This is a genomic window from Amycolatopsis thermoflava N1165 (assembly GCF_000473265.1).
In the GTDB taxonomy this organism is placed as follows: Bacteria; Actinomycetota; Actinomycetes; order Mycobacteriales; family Pseudonocardiaceae; genus Amycolatopsis_E; species Amycolatopsis_E thermoflava.
The window spans coordinates 4,710,923-4,732,765 of sequence record NZ_KI421511.1 but is presented as its reverse complement, the minus strand read 5'-3'; the positions used below and the strand labels follow the sequence as shown (position 1 = coordinate 4,732,765).

At 72.4% G+C, this 21,843-nt stretch carries 19 protein-coding genes and 1 other RNA gene; 13 read left to right on the top strand and 7 right to left on the bottom strand.

What is annotated here, in order from left to right; translation table 11 throughout:
- Positions 1-12: 12 nt before the first annotated feature.
- Positions 13-945, top strand: a complete 933-nt coding sequence (locus AMYTH_RS0123255) for a cobalamin biosynthesis protein CobD/CbiB (protein ID WP_027932325.1) — start codon at positions 13-15, stop codon at positions 943-945.
- Here AMYTH_RS0123255 and AMYTH_RS0123250 read toward each other — a convergent pair.
- The 3 genes from AMYTH_RS0123250 to AMYTH_RS0123240 all read right to left on the bottom strand — a co-directional run bounded on the left by AMYTH_RS0123250 (position 893) and on the right by AMYTH_RS0123240 (position 3,272).
- A complete protein-coding gene (locus AMYTH_RS0123250) occupies positions 893-1,762 on the bottom strand; it encodes an SURF1 family cytochrome oxidase biogenesis protein (protein ID WP_027932324.1) in 870 nt (289 codons plus the stop codon). The genes AMYTH_RS0123255 and AMYTH_RS0123250 overlap by 53 nt on opposite strands.
- A gap of 105 nt (positions 1,763-1,867) precedes the next feature.
- On the bottom strand, positions 1,868-2,731 hold the full coding sequence (locus AMYTH_RS0123245; RefSeq protein ID WP_209440786.1) for a fructosamine kinase family protein: 864 nt from the start codon (positions 2,729-2,731) through the stop codon (positions 1,868-1,870).
- Between the two features lie 67 nt (positions 2,732-2,798).
- A complete protein-coding gene (locus AMYTH_RS0123240) occupies positions 2,799-3,272 on the bottom strand; it encodes a low molecular weight protein-tyrosine-phosphatase (protein WP_027932322.1) in 474 nt (157 codons plus the stop codon).
- Positions 3,273-3,312: 40 nt separating this feature from the next.
- On the opposite strand from AMYTH_RS0123240, the gene AMYTH_RS0123235 reads away from it, so the two are divergent.
- Genes AMYTH_RS0123235 through AMYTH_RS0123225 form a run of 3 tightly spaced genes read left to right on the top strand, consistent with a single transcriptional unit; the run spans position 3,313 to position 5,948 of the window.
- Complete coding sequence (locus AMYTH_RS0123235; protein ID WP_027932321.1) at positions 3,313-4,119, top strand: Nif3-like dinuclear metal center hexameric protein; 807 nt, start codon at positions 3,313-3,315, stop codon at positions 4,117-4,119.
- 15 nt (positions 4,120-4,134) lie between these two features.
- The gene (locus tag AMYTH_RS0123230; RefSeq protein ID WP_020419732.1) at positions 4,135-4,872 is read left to right on the top strand and encodes a zinc ribbon domain-containing protein; all 738 of its coding nucleotides are present in this window, start codon (positions 4,135-4,137) and stop codon (positions 4,870-4,872) included.
- Between the two features lie 2 nt (positions 4,873-4,874).
- On the top strand, positions 4,875-5,948 hold the full coding sequence (locus AMYTH_RS0123225; protein ID WP_027932320.1) for a bifunctional RNase H/acid phosphatase: 1,074 nt from the start codon (positions 4,875-4,877) through the stop codon (positions 5,946-5,948).
- Between the two features lie 3 nt (positions 5,949-5,951).
- Here the strand turns inward: AMYTH_RS0123225 and AMYTH_RS0123220 are convergent, their stop codons facing one another.
- The gene (locus AMYTH_RS0123220) at positions 5,952-6,812 is read right to left on the bottom strand and encodes an AraC family transcriptional regulator (protein WP_027932319.1); all 861 of its coding nucleotides are present in this window, start codon (positions 6,810-6,812) and stop codon (positions 5,952-5,954) included.
- Between the two features lie 155 nt (positions 6,813-6,967).
- On the opposite strand from AMYTH_RS0123220, the gene AMYTH_RS0123215 reads away from it, so the two are divergent.
- A complete protein-coding gene (locus AMYTH_RS0123215; RefSeq protein ID WP_027932318.1) occupies positions 6,968-8,038 on the top strand; it encodes an aldo/keto reductase in 1,071 nt (356 codons plus the stop codon).
- A gap of 268 nt (positions 8,039-8,306) precedes the next feature.
- Here the strand turns inward: AMYTH_RS0123215 and AMYTH_RS0123210 are convergent, their stop codons facing one another.
- The 3 genes from AMYTH_RS0123210 to sfnG form a co-directional block, all read right to left on the bottom strand.
- A complete protein-coding gene (locus AMYTH_RS0123210; RefSeq protein WP_051363096.1) occupies positions 8,307-9,476 on the bottom strand; it encodes an SLC13 family permease in 1,170 nt (389 codons plus the stop codon).
- Positions 9,477-9,615: 139 nt separating this feature from the next.
- Entirely contained in the window at positions 9,616-10,791 is a 1,176-nt protein-coding gene (locus tag AMYTH_RS0123205; protein ID WP_027932316.1) for an acyl-CoA dehydrogenase family protein, read from the bottom strand.
- Positions 10,788-11,909, bottom strand: a complete 1,122-nt coding sequence (sfnG, locus tag AMYTH_RS0123200) for a dimethylsulfone monooxygenase SfnG (RefSeq protein WP_027932315.1) — start codon at positions 11,907-11,909, stop codon at positions 10,788-10,790. The genes AMYTH_RS0123205 and sfnG overlap by 4 nt, the downstream gene beginning before the upstream one ends.
- A gap of 131 nt (positions 11,910-12,040) precedes the next feature.
- On the opposite strand from sfnG, the gene rnpB reads away from it, so the two are divergent.
- The 8 genes from rnpB to AMYTH_RS0123165 all read left to right on the top strand — a co-directional run bounded on the left by rnpB (position 12,041) and on the right by AMYTH_RS0123165 (position 21,838).
- Positions 12,041-12,425: RNase P RNA component class A (gene rnpB / locus AMYTH_RS47420), an RNA gene on the top strand.
- Between the two features lie 41 nt (positions 12,426-12,466).
- Positions 12,467-13,339: an SCO6745 family protein gene (locus AMYTH_RS0123195; protein ID WP_027932314.1), complete on the top strand. Its 873-nt coding sequence runs from the start codon at positions 12,467-12,469 to the stop codon at positions 13,337-13,339.
- A gap of 1,168 nt (positions 13,340-14,507) precedes the next feature.
- Positions 14,508-14,774 (top strand): hypothetical protein, encoded by a 267-nt coding sequence (locus AMYTH_RS0123190; protein WP_017987022.1) that lies wholly within the window; start codon positions 14,508-14,510, stop codon positions 14,772-14,774.
- Between the two features lie 18 nt (positions 14,775-14,792).
- Positions 14,793-15,248, top strand: a complete 456-nt coding sequence (locus tag AMYTH_RS0123185; protein ID WP_027932313.1) for a hypothetical protein — start codon at positions 14,793-14,795, stop codon at positions 15,246-15,248.
- Between the two features lie 10 nt (positions 15,249-15,258).
- Entirely contained in the window at positions 15,259-18,177 is a 2,919-nt protein-coding gene (locus AMYTH_RS0123180; RefSeq protein ID WP_027932312.1) for an ATP-binding protein, read from the top strand.
- Positions 18,174-20,234, top strand: a complete 2,061-nt coding sequence (locus tag AMYTH_RS0123175) for a hypothetical protein (protein ID WP_027932311.1) — start codon at positions 18,174-18,176, stop codon at positions 20,232-20,234. The genes AMYTH_RS0123180 and AMYTH_RS0123175 overlap by 4 nt, the downstream gene beginning before the upstream one ends.
- A 5-nt stretch (positions 20,235-20,239) precedes the next feature.
- The gene (locus AMYTH_RS0123170) at positions 20,240-20,836 is read left to right on the top strand and encodes a hypothetical protein (protein ID WP_027932310.1); all 597 of its coding nucleotides are present in this window, start codon (positions 20,240-20,242) and stop codon (positions 20,834-20,836) included.
- 3 nt (positions 20,837-20,839) lie between these two features.
- The gene (locus tag AMYTH_RS0123165) at positions 20,840-21,838 is read left to right on the top strand and encodes a C40 family peptidase (protein ID WP_027932309.1); all 999 of its coding nucleotides are present in this window, start codon (positions 20,840-20,842) and stop codon (positions 21,836-21,838) included.
- The last annotated feature ends 5 nt before the right edge of the window (positions 21,839-21,843 follow it).

The following is a 21,843-nucleotide window of genomic DNA, read 5'->3' as shown; positions in this document are numbered from 1 at the left end:
GGGGAGCCACGAGTGAGTGCCGCACGGGCGATCGGACTGCTGCTGGGGGCGGCGGCGGACGGGGTGATCGGCGAGCCGAAGCGCGGACGGCCGGTCACCGTGTTCACCCGCGCCGTCCGGACCGTCGACGCGAGCCTGCCCGAGCACCGCCTCGCCGGGGTCGCCTTCGCCGGCGGGCTGGCCGGCTCGGCCGTCGTGGCCGGGGTGCTGGCGGAGCGGTCACTGCGGCGCAGCCCGGTCCTGCAGGCGCTCGGCACGGCCGTCGCGACGTGGGCCGTCCTCGGCGGCGCCGGTCTCGCGGCCGACGGCACCGAACTGGCCCGCGATCTCGAAGAGGGCGAACTCGACGCGGCCCGCGAGACGTTGTCCGAACTGGACAGCAGGCAGACCGGTGGGCTGAACGTCGTCGGCCTGTCCCGCGCGTCGGTGGAGTCGGTCGCGCAGCACACCGCGGATGCCGTCGTCGGCCCGCTGTTCTGGGGCGCGGTCGCCGGGATGCCCGGCCTGCTCGCCGCGCGGACCGTGTCGGTGCTGCGGACCGGTGACCCGACCCGTCCGGCGGGATGGTTCGCGCGGCGCCTGGACGACCTGGTCAACCTGCTGCCGACGCGGTTCGCCGCCGCGCTGACGGTGTCGAGCGCGCCGGTGGTCGGCGGCTCGGCGGCCGGGGCGTGGCGCGCGTGGCGGCGGGACACCGCGGCCCACCCGAGCCCGAACGCCGGCCGGATGGAGGCGGCGTTCGCGGGCGCGCTGGAGATCCGCCTCGGCGGCCGCACCGTCTACCCGCACGGCGTCGAGGAGCTGCCGGTGCTGGGCGACGGCCGGAACCCGGACGCCGGGCACGTGACGCGCGCGGTGGAGTTGTCGCGTGTGGTCGGGTGGCTGGCCGGGGTCAGTTCCGCTGTGCTGGCTGCTCTGTTCGGTCTTCGCCGCCGGTCTCGTTAGCCGCCGCGTCGTCCTCGGCGAGGATCTCGGCGACCGATTTGCGCTTGCGCTTGTTCTTCTCGGCCATCTCGTTGAGCACGCCGCCGGGCTTCAGCTCGCGGACCGTGAAGTACACCAGGCCCGCGATCGCCATGACCCCGAACGCGATCCACTGCAGCGCGTAGGAGAAGAACGGGCCGGCGTCGGTCTGTGGCAGCGGCAGCGCGTTGAGCACGCCAGGCTGGTCGGAGTCGAGCTGGAAGTAGCCGCTGCGGATGTCCAGGCCGCTCGACCGCGCCACCACGCGGGAGTCGACGCTGTAGCTCTGCAGCTTGCCGTGGGTGGAGGCGTCGGCGAACGCGTCCCGGTTCTTCGGGTCGTTCTCGTCCTCCCGGATCCGCGCGACGATCGTCACCGTGCCTGCGGGCGGTGCGGCGTAGGGCGGGACCTCGGTGCGGGAGTCCGGCTGGAGGTAGCCCCGGTCGACGAGGACGACCTGTCCGTCGGTCGCGCGGAACGGGGTGAGCACCTCGAACGCGGGCTGCCCCTGCACGGTCCGCAGCCGGGCGACGACCTCGTGCTCCGGCAGGTAGGAGCCGGTGATCTCGACGCGGGTCCACTCGGTGTCGGTGTCGGGGATGGCGCCGGGCGGGAGAACGTCGTTCAGCGGACGCGGGTCGGCGGTGAGGGAGGCCTCGATGGCCCTGTTCTGGGCTTCGCGCTCGTCGTTGCGGGAGAACTGCCACGGGGACAGCAGCGTGAAGCAGGCGAACGCGAACGCGAGCACACCCACCACGAGGGCGAGCCAGCTCGGCCGGAGGAGGAACTTCAGCCGCACACCCCTACGGTAGGCCGTCCGCGGTGGGAGGCGTGTGGGGAGGTCAGCGCAGCGTGTGGCAGGTGACACCTGTGGTGCCTGCCGCGCGTTGCACGACAGGGCGCCTCAGCGCGCCAACGCCGCCTCAGCCGCGCGCAGCGCCTGCCGCGCGTAGCCGGCCCCGAACACCGCCGCGTGCATGAGCAGCGGGAACAACTGGTGCAGCTCCACGCGGTCCCGCCAGCCGTCGGCGAGCGGGGCGTCCAGGTCCTTCGCCGCCTCCTCGTACGCGCCCAGGATGTGCTCCAGCAGCGGCGTGCCGAACAGCCGCAGCATCGCCAGGTCCGTCTCGCGGTGCCCGCCGTGCGCGGCCGGGTCGATGAGCCACACGGCGCCCTGCCCCCAGTGCACGTTGCCGCTCCACGCGTCGCCGTGCAGGCGGGACGGCGGTTCGGCCGGGCCGCCCAGCTCGGGCAGCCGCGCGCACAACCGCTCGAACACCTGCGCCTGCCCCGCGTCGTACAGGCCCTGGTCCACGCACATCCGCACGTACGGCAACACGCGGTGCGAACCGTAGAACGTCGCCCAGTCCGGGCACTCCTCGTTGCGCATCGGGGCGAGACCCATCCACGCGTCGGCCGGTCCGCCGGGTGGCGGCGAACCGTACGCGGGCGCGCCCCGCAGGTGCAGCCGCGCCAGGCCGCGCCCGAACGCCTCCGCCGCGGCCGTCTCGGGGTACGTCGGCGGCACGTACTCCATGACGATCCACTCGTCGTCGTGCGCGTGGACCCGCGGGACCGGCACGTCGCCGTGCTCGCCGAGCCACCGCAGCCCGGCGGCTTCGGCGGCGGTCGCGCCGGGCCCGCTGCCCTGCTTGGCGACCAGCACACCCCGCCCCTCGGCGGTCACCAGGCACACCGCGCCACCGCTGCGGCGCACACCGGTGACCGGGACTCCCAGCAGCCGTTCGACGGCTTCGCGAACGCTCATGTCCAGCACCTTTTCGTCTGCCCGCCGTCACGGTAACCGCGCGCGGCCGCGACCGCATGAGCGCAGCTCAGAGCCGCGCCTTCGCCCAGTCCAGCAGAGCGGGAACGGTCCGCTCGACCATCGCGAGGACCTCGTCGAACCCGTCGTCGCCGCCGTAGTACGGGTCCGGGATCTCCGCGCCGTCGGGGGCTTCGGGGTCGAAGGACCGCAGCAGCCGAACGCGCTCGGGGTCGTCCACCAGCCGGCGCAGTTCCCGCAGGTGGCCCCGGTCGGCGGCGAGCAGCAGGTCGGCGGCCAGGTGGTCGCTGTCGACCTGCGCGGCCACGTGCTTGCCGGTGTAGCCGTGCTCGCGCAGGGTCTCGCGGGCACGCGGATCGGCCGGTTCGCCGACGTGCCACGGCCCGGTGCCGGCGCTGGTGACGCGGACCCGGTCGGCGAGCCCGGCGCGCTCCAGGTGCGCCCGGAAGACGATGGCCGCCATGGGGGACCGGCAGATGTTGCCGGAACAGACGAAGCAGATGTGCAGGCTCGGCTCGGTCACACCCCGCAGTCTGCCCCACGCCGCATGCGAAGATCCCCCCATGCCCGCCCTCGCCGAAGTGATCGCCGCACTGGAGGACGCCTACCCGCCCGCGCTCGCGGAGAGCTGGGACGCGGTCGGCCTGGTCTGCGGCGACCCCGCCGAGCCGGTCACCGACGTCCTGATCTGCGTCGACCCGGTCGCGGCCACCATCGACGAGGCCATCGAGACCGGGGTCCAGCTGGTCATCGCGCACCACCCACTGCTGCTGCGCGGCGTGCACGGCGTGCCGGCCGACACCCCGAAGGGTGCGCTGGTGCACCGCCTCATCCGCGCCGGCATCGCCCTGTACTGCGCGCACACGAACGCCGACTCCGCCAACCCCGGGGTGTCCGACGCGCTCGCCGAGGCGATCGGGCTGCGGGTGCTGCGCCCGCTCGACCCGCACCCGGACGGCTCCACCGGCCTCGGCCGCATCGGCGAGCTGCCCGAGCCCGAGCCGTTCGCCGCGTTCGTGCGCCGGGTGGCCGCCGCCCTGCCCGCCACCGAGCCGGGCGTCCTCGGGGCGGGCGACCCGGACCGTCTCATTAGGACGGTGGCGGTCTCCGGCGGGGCCGGGGACGGCTTCCTCGGCGCCGCGACCGCGGCCGGCGTGGACGCCTACGTCACCGCCGACCTGCGGCACCACCCCGCGGGCGAGCACCTGGAAACCGGCGCGGACGCGCCCGCACTGGTCGGCCTGACCCACTGGGCCAGCGAGTGGCCGTGGTGCGGTCAAGCCTCGGCCGTCCTGCGGGACGCCTTTGCGGGTAACGTCAACGTTCACGTGTCCGCGCGCCGAACCGATCCGTGGACCATCCGTGCGTAATCCGAGGGAGTACCAGTGAAGGCAGAGCCAGCCGTCCAGCGTCAGCTGCTCGAGCTCGCGAAAGTGGATGCCGAGCTGTCCCGGGTCGAGCACCGCCGCCGCACCATGCCCGAGCTCGCCGAGATCGAGGGCATCCAGAAGACCCTGCGCGAGCTGCGCGACACGGCGATCCGGCACGAGACCGCCGCCTCCGACCTGGACCGCGAGATCGCCCGGCAGGAGAAGGAGATCGAGTCCGTCCGCGCCCGCGAGGACCGCGACCGCAAGCTGATCGACGGCGGCACCCTGCCCGCCAAGCAGGTCGCGGACCTGCAGCACGAGCTGGAGACACTGGCCCGGCGCCAGAGCGCGCTCGAGGACGACCTGCTGGAGCTGATGGAGCGCCGCGAAGCGCTCGGCCTGGACGTGCAGCGCACCGGCGCCGAGGTCGACAAGACCGAGCAGGCGCTGGCCGACGTCGAGGGCCGCCGCGACGAGACGCTCAAGGACCTGGACACCACGAAGGCCCGCCGCGAGGAGGACCGCGCCAAGCTGGTGCCGCGGTTCCCGGAGGGGCTGTTGAAGCTGTACGAGCGGGTCCGCGCGCACAAGGGCATCGGCGCCGCGCTGGTGCGGGCGCGGAAGTGCCTGGCCTGCAACATGGAGTTCGACCGCAACACCGTGTCCGAGCTCAAGGCGGCCGCCGAGGACGAGGTCGTGCAGTGCGAGAACTGCGGCGCGATCCTGGTGCGGACGGTGGAGTCGGGCCTGTGAGAGTGGTCGTCGAGGCCGACGGCGGTTCGCGGGGCAACCCCGGGCCTGCCGGGTACGGGGCCGTCGTCCGCGACGCCGCGACGGGCGCGGTCCTGGCCGAGCGCCAGCAGGGGCTCGGGGTGGCGACGAACAACTTCGCCGAGTACTCGGGTCTGATCGCCGGGCTGCGGGCGGCCGCCGAGGCGGGCGCCACCGAGGTGGACGTCCGGATGGACTCCAAGCTGGTGGTCGAGCAAATGTCCGGCCGCTGGAAGATCAAGCACGAGGCGTTGAAGCCGCTCGCCGAGCAGGCGCGTCAGCTGGCCGCCGGGTTCGCGGCCGTGCGCTACGAGTGGATCCCGCGCGCGGAGAACGCGCACGCCGACCGGCTCGCCAACGAGGCGATGGACACCCAGGCGGGCAAGAGCGCGGGCCCGGAGCGCACGACGCCGCAGAAGTGGACCGGCGCGCAGGGCACCCCGACGCGGATGATGCTGCTGCGGCACGGGCAGACCGCGATGTCGGTGGACCGCCGGTACTCGGGCCGCGGTGACGTGCCGCTGACCGAGCACGGCCTGCAGCAGGCCGCGGCTGCCGCGAAACGCCTCGCCGCGCTGCCGGACCTCGGCACGGACACCGCGATCGTGACGTCCCCGCTGACCAGGGCGAAGCAGACGGCCCAGTCGGTCGCCGACGCGCTCGGCGCCCGCGTGGAGACCCATCCCGGCCTGCTGGAGACCGATTTCGGCGAGTGGGAGGGGCTGACCTTCACCGAGGCCGCCCAGCGCGACCCCGAGCTGCACGGCCGCTGGCTGCGCGACCCGTCGGTGCCCGCGCCGGGCGGGGAGAGCTTCGACGAGGTGCACCAGCGGGTCCGCCGCACGCGGGACGAGCTGGTCGAGAGCCACGCCGGCCGGACGATCATCGTCGTCAGCCACGTCACCCCGATCAAGTCCCTGCTGAGGCTCGGCCTGGACGCGGGGCCGTCGCTGCTGTTCCGGCTGCACCTCGACCTGGCGTCGCTGTCGATCGTGGAGTTCTACCCGGACGGCAACGCGTCGGTGCGCCTGGTCAACGACATCTCGCACCTGGCCTGAGCCTCACGGCAAGGCGGGCGCCGCGGCCCGCAGGCGCGCGGCGTCCCGGCCGGGTGGCGCGCCGAACAGGCGGCGGTACTCCCGGCTGAACTGCGACGGGCTGTCGTAGCCGACGAGGTGCCCGACGCCGGCGACGTCGTCCGGCCGGGACAGCAGCAGTGACCGCGCCTCCTGCAGCCGGATCCGTTTCTGGAACTGCAGCGGGCTCATCGCGGTGACCGCGCGGAAATGCCGGTGGAAGGCCGAGGCGCTCAGCCCGCACAGCCGCGCGAGCTCCGCGATCCGCATCGGCTCGGCGTAGTTCTCCCTGATCCGGCCGATCGCGCGGCCGACCAGGCTCAGGCTGCTGTCGGCGAGGCCGATCTGACGCAGCGTCGCCCCGCACGGGCCGGTGAGCAGCCGCCAGAGGATCTCCCGCTCGATCAGCGGGGCGAGCACGGGCACGTCGGCGGGCCGGTCGAGCAGCCGCAGCAGCCGGGTCACGGCGTCGAGCAGGTCGGCGTCGGCGTCGCCGGTGGCAATGGCGGGCCCGGCCGGGGCGCGCGGGGCGGGCGCCTCCAGCAGCAGCGGCGCGATCGCCGACGGCCGCAGCACCAGCCCGGCGCCCAGCGACGGCGCCTCCAGGAACCGGCCGGTGACCGGCAACGCGGTGGTGACCAGCAGGAACTGGCCCGCCCGGTACTCGAACACCCGGTCGCCCAGCAGCAGCCGTTTCCCGCCCTGAGCCATCAGCACCAGCAGCGGTTCGGTGAGCGAGTGCTCCGGCTCGGTGGTGTCCACCCGGGACAGCAGCAGGCCGTCGACCGGCGTCCGCAGGTCCGGGCGGGCGTGGGCCGCGATGAGGTCGCGGATCTCGTCGAGCACCCCTCGACGGAACCACCCCGGCCGAGGAGGCACAAGCCCGATCCGGGCGGAGTCGAGAGGATCGTGCAAGAGCCCGCGCGGATCGGTCTACCTGGCACCGGCTGCCGCGGGCTTCGATGGGAGGACCATCCGGACCGACACGAGGAGCACCTCCCATGCCGCTCGACCACTACCTCACCCTGGGCCGATCCGGGCTGCGCGTCAGCCCGTACGCCCTCGGCGCGATGACCTTCGGCGACGACCCCGGTGGCGCCGGGTGCGGCGTCGAGGAGTCGGAGAAGATCCTGGCGACCTACCTCGACCGCGGCGGGAACTTCGTCGACACCGCGAACTTCTACACGAACGGGCATTCGGAGAAGATCCTCGGCGACTGGTTCGCCGCCCACCCGGGACGCCGCGACCGCGTGGTGCTGGCGACGAAGTTCTTCACCAACATGCACCCCGGCGACCCGAACGGCGGCGGCGCCGGACGGCGGTCGGTCATCGCCCAGCTCGACGAGTCGCTGCGCCGCCTGCGGACCGATCACGTGGACCTGTACTGGCTGCACAACTGGGACCGCAACACCCCGGTCGAGGAGACGCTGCGGGCGCTCGACGACTTGGTCCGCGCCGGCAAGGTCCGCTACGTCGGCTTCTCGAACACGCCTGCGTGGGTCACGGCGCAGGCCCAGACCACGGCGCTGCTGCGGGGCTGGACGCCGCTGATCGCGCTGCAGGTCGAGTACTCGCTGCTGGCGCGCACGGTCGAGGGCGAGATCGCGCCGCTGGCCGCCGACCAGGGCCTCGGGCTGGTCGCGTGGAGCCCGCTGAAGAACGGGTTCCTGTCCGGCAAGTACCGCCGGGGCGCCGCGCCGGCCGATTCCGCCCGGGCGGCCTTCGTGGGCGGTCCCACGGAGTCCGAGTACCCGGTGATCGAGGTGGTGGCCGCGATCGCCGAGGAGCTGGGCACGACGTCCGCCGCGGTTTCGCTGGCGTGGCTGCGGGCGCGGGGAGTGGTGCCGATCCTGGGCGCCCGGCGCTTGAGCCATCTGGAGGACAACCTCGACGAGGTCGCCTTGCTGCCGGAGCACGTGCGCACCTTGGACGAGGTGTCGGCCCCGGAGCTGGCCTACCCGGCCCCGATGCACGGCGAGCAGCGAGCGATGCTCCAGTTCGCCGGCACCACGGTCGACGGAGAGCCCTCGACGGTATACCCGCCACTGGCCCCCGGCACGGTGCGCTACTAGCGTGCTCAGGGGCGGGGGCAGCCGGCCGGGAAGGGCAGTGCGACCGCCCGCGAGCGCCGGATGCGCGGCCTTCACCACACGCTCGCTTCGCGCGACAGGTGCAGGCGCCCGCGGCTTCAGCGCTGCGGTCCGCCGGCGCGCCGCGGAACGCACAGCCGAAACCGATCTCCCGGCCAGCCTGGAAGGCCTGCCGGTCCCGGCGGCGGCGCCGCGCGTGTCCACATCTGCGGAGCATGCAGCCGCGCAGGCCGTCCAACATCGTCGGAGGTTAGAGCACCAGCCACAGCGCGACGGTCGCCGCCGCGAGGCTTGCCGGCACCGTCGCCAGGCCGAGCCGCGTGAACTCGCCCAGGCCAGGTGCGTCCCGGCCGAGCACGCGGCGCCACAGCAGCGTCGCGAGCGAGCCGAGGTACGTGGCGTTCGGCCCGATGTTCACGCCCAGCAGCACGGCGAGCAGCACCCCGGGCGCGGGGTGCGGGCCGAGCGCCGCCAGCAGGATCAGCGTCGCCGGGAGGTTGTTGACCAGGTTGGCCAGCGCGGCCGCCACGAACGCCGCCAGCAGCAGCCCGCCGAGGCTCGCCGTGTCCGGCAGCAACGCCCGCAGCGGACCGCCGAGCAGGTGGTCCGACACCGCCTGCACGACGATCGCCAGCCCGAGCACGAACAGGCTGAGCAGCGGGTTCGCCGCCACCACCAGCTGGCGCGGGCTGGTCTCGCGCCGCGCGAGCGCCCGCACCGCCAGCACGGCGGCGGCGATCGCGGCCACCCACCCCGGCGCGAGCCCGGTCAGCGGCCCCGCCCCGAACCCGGCCAGCGTCAGCCCGATCACGACCAGCGCGAAGACCGGCGCGGCCCGGTCCACGGCGGGCGGCTCCACGGACCCGGCCAGGTCGCGCCGGAAGAACCACCCGAAGACCGCCAGCTCGACCGCGACGGTGACCAGCCACGGCAGGGCCATCAGCGCGGCGAACCCGGTGAAGGTCAGCCCGGACGCGGCGAAGGCCAGCAGGTTGGTCAGGTTCGAGACGGGCAGCAGCGTGGACGCCGAGTTGGCCAGGTGCGCGCACGCGTAGACGTGCGGCTTGGGCGGCAGGTCGAGCGTCCGCGTGGTGGCCAGGACGACCGGCGTCAGCAGGACGACGGTCGCGTCGAGGCTCAGCACCGCGGTCGTGCCCGCCGCCGCCGCGAAGGTCAACGCCAGCAGCCGTCGCGGACGGCCGCGGGAGGCGGTGGCCAGCCGGGCGCCGAGCCATCGGAACACATCCTCGCGGTCGGCGAGGTCGGCAAGCACGAGGATCGCCGCGAGGAACCCGAGCGTCGGCGCCATCGCTGTGACCTGCGCCAGCGCTTCACCGGGCGAGACCAGCCCGATGGCGAGCACGACGAGCGCGGCGGGCACGGCGACCAGCGCCTCCGGCAACCCGCGCGGGCGCGCCATGGCGAACCCGAGAACGGCGGCGAGCGCTCCGAGACTCCCGACCGCCGCGACCACGCCCTCAACGCTAGCGGCTCCGCCCACGGGTGAAGGCCACCCCCGCGCCCGAGCGCTGCGGGGGTGGCCTTCCGGCAACAGGTGGCTACGTGTACCAGCTCGGCTCGGGGAGGCGGCCGTTCAGCGCGTAGTCTCCGACCTCCCGCCGCTTGTACGGCAGCGGGTCGTGCAGCGAGTGCGTGCGCAGGTTCCGCCAGAACCGGTCCAGCCCGTACTTCGTGGCGCTCGCCCGCGCGCCGGTCAGCTCGAAGATCTTCGTGCCGATCTCCAGCCCGGTGTCCACGATCCGCTGCTTGGCCGCGGCGATCAGCACCGCCACCTCGCCGCGCGCCTCGGGCGTCAGCTCCTCCCGCGGCGCGTGCAGGAGCGGCGAGATCGCCGCCCCGGCCCGGTCCACCAAGGCTTCCGCCGCCCACAGCTTGGCCTGCAGGTCGCCGTAGCCCTCCAGCACGTACCACTCCTCGGTGGCGGACGCCTTGTCGTCCCCGCCGTAGGGCCAGGCGCGGGTCCGCTCACGCGTGTAGGCCAGCGCCGACTCCAGCGCCCCCTGCGCGATGCCGAGGTAGAAATTGGTGAACACCAGCTGGATGGTGGGCACGTTCAGCGTGTTGTAGACGAGCGGCTGGAATTTCCGGTCCACGTATCCGGCGGCGTCCGACCACGGCACGCGCACGTCGGAAATGGTCACGCTGCCCGATTCGGTGAGTCGTTGCCCGATGTTGTCCCAGTCGTCGTGGAACACGATTCCCGGCTGTTTCGACGGCACGATCGCGAAGATGTGCTCGTCGGTCCCTTCCAGGACGCCCTCCAGCACGGTCAGGTCCGACACCTTGCTGCCGGTGGAGAACGACTTGTGCCCGTGGTAGACGAGCTCGTCGCCGTCCTGCGTGATCTTCAGGTCCGAGTCGCGCGGGTTGACCGCGCCGCCGAAGAAGAAGTTGTTCTTCGTGTACAGCTCCTCGACCGCGGCGATCTGCGCGTCGGTGCCGACCAGGCGCGCCGCCCACGCCCACAGGTAGTGGTAGCCGAGGAGCTGGCCGATCGAGCCGTCCGCCTTGGCGATCTCCCGGATCACCCGGTAGGCGGTCTCCCAGGTCTGCCCGCCGCCGCCGTGCTCGGCGGGCCCGAGCAGGGTGACCAGGCCGTGGTCCTTGAGCAGCTGGACTTCGGCGTAGGGCGTGTTGTTCGCACGGTCGCGCTCGACGGCGTCGACCGCCAGCTGGGCGGCGACCTCGCGGGCGCGGGCGATCCAGTCGGTCACGAGAAGCTCCCTACGGGCTCGGGGGTGGCGGCGGTGGCGTCGAGCTCCTTCTCGAGCTCGCGGATGATGGGCAGCACTTCACGGCCGAAGTACTCGACGTCCTCGTGGTAGTGCAGGAAACCGAGCAGCAGCAGATCCGCCCCGCGCCGCTTGTACTCCACCGCCCGGCGCGCGATCTGCTCCGGCGTGCCGATGAGCCCGGTGCGGAACCCGTCGTTGTACTGGACCAGGTCGGCGAACTCGGAGTCCGCCCACATGCCCTTCTTGTCCGATGTCGAGCGCCCGGCCTGCTGGACCGCGGACCGGAAGCCCTCGACGGCCTGGACGTCGGCCTTGTCCACGATCTCGCGCAGCACGTCCCGCGCCTCGGCCTCGGTGTCCCTGGCGATCACGAACCCGTTCAGCCCGAACCGCACCGCGTGGTTGTGCTCCGCCGCGTAACCGCGGACCTCGGCGACCTGCTCGCTGAAGCCGTCGAAGTCCTTGCCGTTGCTGAAGTACCAGTCCGACACACGGCCGGCCAGCTTGCGCGCGGCGGTCGAGTTGCCGCCCTGGAACACCTCCGGGTGCGGACGGTCCGGTGTGGACAGCGGTTTGGGCTTGATGTCGAAGTCGTGGATCCGGTAGAAGTCGCCGCGGAACTCGGCCGCGTCGTTCGTCCACAGTTCCTTGAGGACGCGGATGAACTCCTCGGACCGCCGGTAGCGTTCGTCGTGCTCCAGCCACGGCTCGCCGAGGCCGGTGAACTCGTCCTTGAACCAGCCGCTCACCACGTTCACCGCGGCCCGGCCGCCGGACAGCACGTCCGCGCTGGCCACGAACTTCGCCAGCACCCCGGGGTGCCACAGTCCGGGGTGGACGGCCGCGATCACCTTGAGCCGCTGGGTCGCCAGCAGCAGCGCCAGGCTGAACCCGGTGGACTCGTGCTGGTAGGCGGCGCCGTAACTGGCGGTGTAGCGGACCTGGGTGAGGGCGTACTCGAATCCGTTGTTCTCGGCGAGCACGGCGAGCTCTCGGTTGTAGTCGTAACCCCAGTCGGTGCGTTGTTCGATGCGGCTGGTGACCAGTCCGCCACTGACGTTGGGCACCCAATAGGCGAATTTGAGTGGTGCGGGCATGAAGGCTCCACAGAAATGGTTTCGGGAATTGTGCGTCGACGGCCGCGCGATCTGATTCCGAGTAAAGCGGCGGGCAGGGGGAGGGGCAACCGACGTCCACGGCGTGGGAACGGTTACCCTGAGTGGGCGGACGAGTTGGCCGGGCGGTCGCGAGGGGTCACTCCCTCGAGGAAAGTCCGGACTCCACAGGGCAGGGTGGTTGCTAACCGCAACCCGGGGCGACCCGCGGGACAGTGCCACAGAAAACAGACCGCCCCGGCTTCACCGCCGGGGTAAGGGTGAAACGGTGGTGTAAGAGACCACCAGCACCCCGGGTGACCGGGGTGGCTAGGTAAACCCCACCCGGAGCAAGGCCAAGAGGGCGCCGCGAGGCGCCTGCGCAGGCGATCGAGGGCGGCCCGTCCGATGCCTGCGGGTAGGCCGCTCGAGCCTGCCGGCAACGGCAGGCCTAGATGGATGGCCGCCGCCGCGGTTCCGGCCGCGGAACAGGATCCGGCTTACAGGCCAACTCGTCCGCCCCTTTCCCGCCGGCCCGCCGGTGGCCTACGGTCGGGCTCGTGGATCACGCAGAAGCCCGCGACGTCGCGTTCCGGTGCCACCGGGTGCTCGAACCGCTGCACTCGTTCGTCTACTTCGCGCCCGAGGCGGAGCAGGAGCTGACCGCGACCGGGCTGCGGCCCGGCCGGATGGGCTACTTCGCCAGCCGGGCCGCGCCGATGGGCCCGGTCGGCGCGGGCGTCGTCGCGGCCACGTTCTACAACTTCAACCCGGAGCTGGTCGCCAGGCACATCCCGCGGGCGTGGACGCTCGCCTCGCCGGGGCGGATCCTGGAGGCCCGGCTGGCCGCGGCCGACGCCGGGCTGCGCCGCGTGCTGGGCGAGGAGCTGATCACCTCGCCGCGGCTCGCGGAGGCGGCGGAGCTGGCGCGCTCGGCGGCGTCGGTGTTGAGTCCGGAGGGGCGGCCGTTGTACGCGGGGCACGCGGAGCTGGAGTGGCCGTCGGAGCCGCACCTGGTCCTCTGGCACGCGGCGACGCTGCTGCGGGAGTACCGCGGCGACGGGCACATCGCGGCGCTGGTCGGGCACGGGCTGAGCGGGCTGGCCGCGCTGATCACCTACACGGCGACCGGGAAGGGCTTCCCGGAGCCGGTCGCGAAGACGACGCGCGGCTGGTCTGATGAGCAGTGGGCCGCGGGCGTCGAGCAGCTGCGCGAGCAGGGCCTGCTCGACGCCGACGGCCGGCTCACGTCGGAGGGCACCGTGCTGCGGCAGAGCATCGAAGAGCAGACGAACGCCTCCGCGACGGCCCCGTGGCGCCACCTGGGCGCCGAGAAGGCCGCGCGACTGCACGAGCTGGCCCGCGAACTGTCGCGGCACGCGGTCGCCCACGGCGCCTTCCCAGACGGAATCTTCGCGACGGCGCGGGCCTGAGCCCGGTCCGCGCCGCGTCGCGGGCGAGGCTTCCCGTGGGCGCCCGCGACCAAGGCCAGCCCACGCGCGGCTGAGGCCTGCTCACCGCACGCCCACGCGGCTGCGCGATCTGGCGCTTGAGCTGTTGCTTATTTCCCGGGTTGCGCACGCTGCCCCATCCAGCACTGGTGCGCGCCCTGCGCGGCGGGCCGTCGCCCAGTGCGCTCACCTCCCGGATCGGATCTTCGCGGCGGCGCGAACCCGCCCCGGCCCACCCGTGGCCACGCCCCGGCGTCCCGCGGCCGTTGCCCGAGGCCGAGTGGCTTCACCCGCTCCGCCTGCTCCCCGCGCAGCCGCGAGGCAGTGGGCGACCGGCCGCGTCGAGCTCGCCTTCCGGGGTTGCGCACCCTGATCCCCGCGAGCGGCAGGACGTCGCCACGGTGCTTCCCCAGAACAATCTCCGTGGCGGGGCCCAACCGCTCGCAGCCACGGCCGCGCCGGCCCGTAGCACCGCACCGGCGAAATCTCACCTTCCGTGAGAACGCAAGCGTTCGCGCTCGCCCTCCGTCACCGCGGCGCCCTCGGAAAGCGCTCCCCACCCACCTGGCGCCGCGCTGCACATGTCGATCACCCGCTGTTCACCGCGCTCTCCGGACCACCGCGTCCCACCGCGGCGCTCGCCACAGTGAGCGCTTACACCTGAGTCCACCCGAAAGTGCGTACCGATCACGGATCGTGAGGGCAAAACGGGTCCACCTGGGCGCTGCGTGACCGCGTTCGCCGGATCGAATGATCGACTCGCCCGGAGAAGTCGTCACGCCCGGGTACATGCCATGCGGCCGATCGGGGCATGCCACACTGTTGCTCGCGCCATCGAGGAGCGATACCGCACACCCAGAGTGAAGCGTGATTGCGCCTGTGGGTGAGTCCCTACCCACACTAGGAAATCCGGGTGCAGGGGGTTAACCCTGAGCGGTCTTGCCACGATGATGGAGGGCGACGAGTTCAGGAGAAGTGGCCGTACTGTGCCTGGTGTGGATGGACTGCCGTTCGACAGAGAGCGCTTTGACCGTCACAGCTTGTGACGCCATGATGGGCTAGAACAGACCGGACCGGACTTTCCGACCTCGTGGGCCTGCCCCGCGCCGACCCACCCGACACCCACACTCCTCGCACCTGGGAGTACGCGATGACCATGATGACACTTGTGCAGCAGCTGGCGCAGGGCGAGATCAGGACCCGTGGAGTCCAGCAGTGGCTCCTCGACAACATCATCCCCCTGGTCCTGCTCGCCGTCGCGCTGCTGCTGCTCTGGCTCGGTGGCGGCAAAGGCGACAACGCCGGCGTCATGCGCCGCCTGGCCGGTGTGGTGATCGCGCTCGCGATCGTCGGCCTCGCCGTGAGCGGGCTCGGCGTCAACGTCGGCGAGTGGATCGCCGGCTTGTTCACCAGCTGACGGCGCGGGGTAACGCGCGTGCGGATTCGAACCGATGACGAGGTCTACCGGGTCGACGCGGTCTGGCTCGGCCCGCCGAAGGCGACGTTCCCGTGGCGGGCCCGCTACGTGGCCTGGGGCGTCGGCATCCCGGTGTTCCTCGTCGTCCTGGCGGTGGAACGGCAGCTCGGCTTCGGGTTCGGCTTCTTCTCCACCGCGTGGGCGTTCGTCATCACGATCTTGATCACCCGGATGATCACCGCCAAGATCAGTCACGAGCGTCCGCTCGGAGCCGTCATGACGATGTGGCTGCGCGAGCTGCAGACGCCCCGCGAGAAGACCTCCGGAGAGGGCGGTGCGGTCACGGCCACGAAGATCCGCGTGCGGAACCAGCGGCCGCTGCCCAAGCACAAACGGCACCTCGCCGCGGCGGGGTCGCATCCTCACCACCAGACAGCACGACCGCGTGGCGCGCGCTCTTCGGCGCCACGGTAGGAGGTAGAGGTTGTTCGGAAGCGGCGGACGCCGGAAGGCCGGGAAGTCCGACCCGAGCGGGGCTGCGCAGTGGCCGCCGCAGCCGGGTCGCGCCCCCGGCAAGCAGGGCCGCCGGCTCCCCGGTGAGCAGGCGATTCCCAGCTATACCCCGTCGATCTCCCTGCGAACCATCGACGGGCACCTGGTGCGCACCGAGAACGAGGTCTACGCCTGGTACCGGCTGGCGCCGCAGCGGTGGTCGTTCCGGTCGGACTCGCAGCGGCGCGACCTCATCGCCGCGATCGCCGGCCAGTACGCGGAGCTGCAGGGCCGCTGGCTGCACCTGCGCGTCACCACCCGCCCGTACCCGATCCGGATGTGGGCCGAGGCGCACGTCCACAACGCCATCCGCCGCCCGCCGGACGTGCCGGGCGCGCTGTCGTTCGACGACTACCTGATCGGCGAGCAGCAGCAGCTCCTCGGCCGGTCGATGGCGGAGAAAGAGGTCTACATCGGGGTGCAGGTGCAGACCCGGCGGGTCGTCGACCGCGCGGTCGAGCGCGCCGCCCCGCTGCTCCGCCGCATCCTGCCCGAGGCCGTCGACGCCGAGCTGGCCGCGCTGGACTCCGAGGTCGAGCACCTGGACCAGGTGATCGGATCGTCCGGCCTGGAAGGCCGCCCGGTGCACGCCGAGGAGATGTCCTGGCTGATGCACCGCTCGTGCTCGCTCGGCCTCCCCGCGCCCCGGCACCTGCCCGCCGTGCCCGGCGCGGCGTGGGAGCCGGAGGACCTGGCCAGCTTCACCGACGCGGCGGACTTCCACGCCGAGCCGTACGCCCCGACTCTCACGGTGCGTGGCCGCACCGGGTCGAACGCCGGGGTGCAGCGGCACCTCGCGGTGCTGACCGTCGGCCAGATGCACGGCCTGCAGATCCCCGAGGTCGACGACCCGTGGGTGCAGCACGCGGACCGGCTGCCCGCTTCGGTGGAGTGGTCGGCCCGCATCTACGTGCGCCGCCCCGAGGAGGTGGCCGGCGAGCTGCAGCGCCAGATGAACAAGGTGCGCTCGCAGGTCAAGCACTACACCGACGAGCACGAGCTGGAGCCGCCGCAGTCGCTGGCGCGGCAGGCGACCCGCGTGCTGGAGATCGACGACGAGATGACGTCCGGCTTCACCGCGCTGGCCACCCGCGTGCGGTCGTGGTGGCGGCTGGCGGTGTCCGGCGACACCGAGCGCGAGGCGCTGCGGCTGGCCCAGCAGCTGCTCGACCTGTACAAGCCGAAGATCGCGATCGAGCACCCGGAGGCGCAGTACGCGCTGGCGCGGGAGTTCATCCCGGGCGAGCCGCTGTCCTCGTCGGCGTACATGCGCCGCGGTTCGGTGGTGTGGGCCGCGGCGGCGGTGCCGACGGCTACGGCCGAGGTCGGCGACCGGCGCGGCATCCTGCTCGGCGAGACGGTCACCGCGACCCGGCGCCCGGTGGCCTGGGACCCGTGGATGGCGCAGGAGATCCGGGACGGCTCCGGTCTGACCGCGATGGTGGCCGGTCTTGGTGGCGGCAAGTCGTTCCTCGGCGGCGGCATCGTCTACAAGACGCTGCGGGCCGGGGCGCACTGGACGCTGCTGGACCCGTCCGGCCCGCTGTCCCGGTTGTGTGACCTGCCGGAGATCCGGCCGTACGCGCGGCCCATCAACTTGCTGAATGCACAACCCGGCATCCTGAACCCGTACCGCGTGGTGGCCGAGCCGCTGCTCGAGCACTTCATGGACGAGGAGGACCCGGAGCGGGCGTGGCGGCGCGAGCGGGCGCTGGCCGGCGCGACCCGGCGGCGGCTCGTGCTGGACGTGCTCACCGGCGTGCTGCCGTACGAGGTCGCGCGGATGCCGCAGAGCCGGATCGTGCTGCTCCGGGCGGTGCGTGCCGTCGGCGGCCGGTACGACGCCGACCCCGGCCAGGTGATCGACGCGCTGCGCCGGGACTCCAGCGAGCACCACGAGCACGCGGTGGTGGTGGCGGACTTCCTGGACGAGATGCGCGAGCGCATGTCGCTGCTGATCCCGGAGAACGACGCCGACCCGTACTCGGAGACGCGGGACGACCGGCTGACGGTGCTGACGATGGCCGGGCTGACACTGCCCAAGGACGGCGTGGGCCGCGAGCACTGGACCGACGCCGAGGCGCTGGGTGTCGAGATGCTGAACCTGGCGGCATGGCTGACGCAGCGATCGGTGTACGAGAAGCCGAAGGACCTGCGCAAGGGCGTGTGGATCGACGAGGCGTTCTTCCTGTCCGAGGTGCCGACCGGCCGGGTGCTGATGAACCGGTTCGCGCGTGACTCGCGGAAGTGGAACGTCCGCGTGCTGCTGTCGTCGCAGATCCCCGCGGACTTCCTGAAGATCCAGGGTTTCGTCGCGCTGCTGGACTCGGTGTTCGTCGGGCGCCTCGACGACGACGAGGCGCAGGCCGACGCGCTGCGGCTGTTGAAGGTGCCGGTCGGGGTCGGGTACGAGCAGGTGGTCGCGTCGCTGGGCAGGCGGCCCGGCGCGCAGCGCGGCCTGGAGCGCGACCGCGAGCCGAGGCAGTTCATCTTCGGCGACGGCGCCGGTGGCGTGGAGCGGATTCGGGTGGACTTCTCCGGGCCGCACCTGGCCCACCTGCGCGCGTCGCTGGACACGACGCCGGGTTCGAAGGACGCCCTGCCCGCGGACACGCACGCCCGGGACGCCGAGGCGCCGCGCGAGCAGCAGCACGTGGCGGCCCCGCCCCCGGACGACGAGCTCGAGCCGGACCTGGAGCTGGCCGCCGAGCGCGACCTGGGGCTCACGGAGGAGCAGATCCTCGCGGAGGACGTGCCGGGCTCCGGGAGTTCTGCGGGCTCGGCGGGCTCGGACGGCGCCGAGGGCGAACGAGCCGGTGCGGGCAAGCGCGGCGGCTGGGACGCCGCATGACGCTCGTGACGATCCTGAGCGTGCTAGCGCTGGCCGGTGGCTGGCACGCGCTGCGGAGGGGCTTGAAGAACCGGGGCAGCCGGCGCAAGAGACCGTCCCGGTGGGCGGCCGTCGTGGCGGTCGCACTGCTGATGGGCTTCCAGACGACGGTGATGGCGCCGTCCGCCGCCGCGGCGGCATGTGGTGACGCACCCATCCCGGAACGTCCGGGCTCGGGCCTCGTCGGCGCGCTGGACCAGTCCCGTAGCCACGGCCTGGCCGGAAGCGCCTACCTCGACTACAGCTACGCCGGAATGGTCTGGCACGTCTACCAGACGGACTGCGGCCCGCTGTCGGGGATCACGAGCCCGAATACGACCATCGACACGTGGGCGGGGAACCAGGCGTTCAACATCGGCAAGAACCTGGTCGGCGCCACGAACTCGCTCCACTACACGATCCTGCAGGGCGGGTTGCTCGACCCGATCTACGGTGCCGTGAAGGCCGGGGCGGAGAAGGTCTACAACAACATCTACGCCCAGCTGTTCGGGCTCGTCGCGCTCCTGCTCGCGATCATGATGTTCCGGAACATCTGGCGTGGTGACCTGGCAGCGCTGAGCAAGCGGGGTCTGTACGCATTGGCCGCGGTTTGGCTCGCCGCTTCCTCGCTGGCGATGTTGCGTTACCTCGATCCGCTCGACAAGGCGATCGTCGACACGACGACGAACATCCAGGCGGGATTCATCGACGACTCCTCCGGGCAGTACCCGTGGGAGATCCTGCCGACGGAATTGCACACGCAGGTCGTCTACAACAACTGGCTGCGGGGCGAGTTCGGGTCGCCGGACTCCCCGCAGGCGCAGCAGTTCGGCCGGCCGCTGCTCGATGCCCAAGCGTTCACCTGGAACCAGCTCAACAACGGCGACGACGCGAACCAGAGCGTGGTCGACGCGAAGAAGGCCGCCTACAAGAACATCGCGACCCAGCTCGGTCCCGCCACCCCGTACTTCACCGGGGAGGGCGGCAGCCGCACCGGATCCGGGTTCCTCGCGCTGGGCCAGAGCCTCGCCTACGCGTTGTTCCAACTGCTGGCGAAGGCTTCCGTACTGCTGGCCCAGGTGATCATCCGGTTGTTCGTGCTGACCGCACCGCTGATCGGCCTGATCGCGATGCTGCACCACGACCTCCTGCGCCGCGTCGCGCGGGTGCTCGGTGGCGTCGGGTTCAACCTCCTGGTCCTGTCCGTCCTGGCGGGCGTGCACGCGTTGCTGCTGCAGGCCATCTTTTCGCCGGCCGCCAGGTTGTCCATCCTGACGCAGATGATCCTGGCCGGCCTCGTCACGATCCTGTTGTTCCTCGTCGGCAGGCCCGTTCGCCGTCTGTGGCAGATGGTTGAGATGTCCGTCGGCATGGTGGGGTCCTCCATTCCGGCTCCGAGTGGTGGCCTGTTCAGCCGCTTCCGGAAGAAGCAGGGGCCGACGCCGCAGGACGAGTTCTGGGAGAGCGTCCGCGAGGGCGAGGAGAGCGAGGTCGCCAGCCCGACCGGGTCGGCGGGCCGCGGGCGTCCTGAGGCGACCGTCTTCGCCACGGCTCAGCGTCTCGACGGCGCCGGCGCCATGGCCGCCCGCCCGGCCGCCGCCTGGTCCGGCGCGCCCTGGCCCGGTGGTGGGCCGGCGCTGCCGGGGCACGCCAGGCCGGGCCTGCCCGCCGGCGGCGGCCACCAGCCCGCGTACGCCGGCTACGCACCGGAGGGCGCGGACCCGGACGCGTTCGTCTACTCCGCCCCGCCCGGCACCACCCGCCGCGCGGATGGCTGGATGCCGCCCGTCGCGCAGCGGCCCAGCCGCCGCGTCGACACCTCGCCCGTCTACGACCGCGGCTGGGACGAACCCGACCCCGTCGTCGTCCCGTCGCGCATCTCGCGGCCGGGCATGAGCGCCACCCCGGCGCAGCGGCCGGAACCGCGCCGCGCCGGGCAGGAACTCGTCGGCGGCAAGCCGGTCCACGTGCTGTACCGGCCCTCGCGCGGGCTCGAGGTGCGCGACGACTCCCGTGACACCGACCGGATCGTGCGGTGATGTAGATGCCGATCCGCACCAACCGCGGCCGCGCCGCCGTCTACCGCCGCATCTGGGGTTTCCCGCTGCGCTCGCCCGCCCACCTCGTCGGCACCGCCGTCGCGGTGATTGCGTTGATCGTGGCCATCGGCATCGTCGTGCCGCAGCTCCTCGGCAACCCCAACCGCTCGGGGCCGGAACCGGTCCGCATCCAGGACCCCGGCGCGAGCAGCAGCCCGACCAGCGCGGGCTCCTCGCCGGCCCCGATGTCGACCCGGCTCACCGCGCCCCTGCTGCAGCCGACCTCCGCCGCGCCCGACCCGGCGGCCCTGCAGACCGCGAAGCAGTGGGCCACCGCGTGGGCCACCCACCCGGCAGGCATGACCAACGCGCAGTGGCTGGAGGGCCTCCGTCCACTCACGACGGAGGAGTACCTGCCGGAGATGTCCACTGTGGACCCGGCGAACATCCCCGCCACCAGGGTCACCGGCGAACCCACCGTCACTAAGTCCTACACCAGTTCCGTCGAGGTGCTCGTCCCGACGGACGGCCCGAAGCTGTCGATCACCGTCGCGAAGACCCCGTCCGGCTGGCTCGTCACCGGCTACGACCAGGCGAGCTGATCCATGCGGCTGGGTGTCCTCGTCGGCGTTCTCGTCGCCGTGCTCTTCGCCGGGGTCGCGACCGTCGGTGTCGTGACGAAGGTCGTCAGCGACCAGCAGCAGGCCCAGATGCAGGCCGCCTACACCAACGTCAGCTGCGACGCGGCGATCGGCCCGAGCGTGCCGGGTACCGACCAAGGCGCCGCGCAGGCCGCGAAGCTCAACGACGAGCAGCGCTACATCATCAGCCAGATCATCGAGATCGGCAAGCAGCGCGGCCTGTCACCGCGGGCGTGGCAGATCGCGATCCAGGCCGGCATGACCGAATCCGGCATGCGGAACCTGAACTACGGCGACCGCGACTCGCTGGGCATCTTCCAGATGCGCCCGTCGATGGGCTGGGGCACGGTCGCGCAGCTGCAGGACATCCCGTACCAGATCAACAAGTTCTACAACGTCCTGCTCACCGTGCCGGACTGGGACAAGCAGCGTCCCGGCGCGTCGGCGCAGGACGTGGAGCGGTCCGCGTTCCCCGAGCGCTACCACAAGTGGGAGCAGATGGCGGCCCACCTGGTCGAGAACCTGGGCCAGGTCGCGGACATGGTCGGCTGCGGTCAGAGCGCGGGCCTGGTGCTGCCGCCCAACAACGCCGCGGCCGCCGCGATCCAGTTCGCGCTGGGGGAGCAGGGCAAGCCGTATGTGTGGGGCGCGACCGGGCCGAACTCCTACGACTGCTCCGGCCTGATGCTGCGGGCCTACGAGGCGGCGGGCATCACGCTCAGCCGGGTGTCGCGGGACCAGTACAAGAACGGCGCGATGCTTCCGGTGCGTGACGCCCAGCCCGGTGACCTGCTCTTCTGGGCGTACGACCCGTCGAACCCGGCGACCATCCACCACGTCGCGATGTACCTTGGCGACGGGAAGATCGTGGAGGCCCAGCAGACCGGCGTGCCGGTGCACACCCGGAAGGTCTCCTGGAACGAAGACGAGCTTGTGCCGCAGGCAGTCCGGCCCGGCGTGTAGAAGGT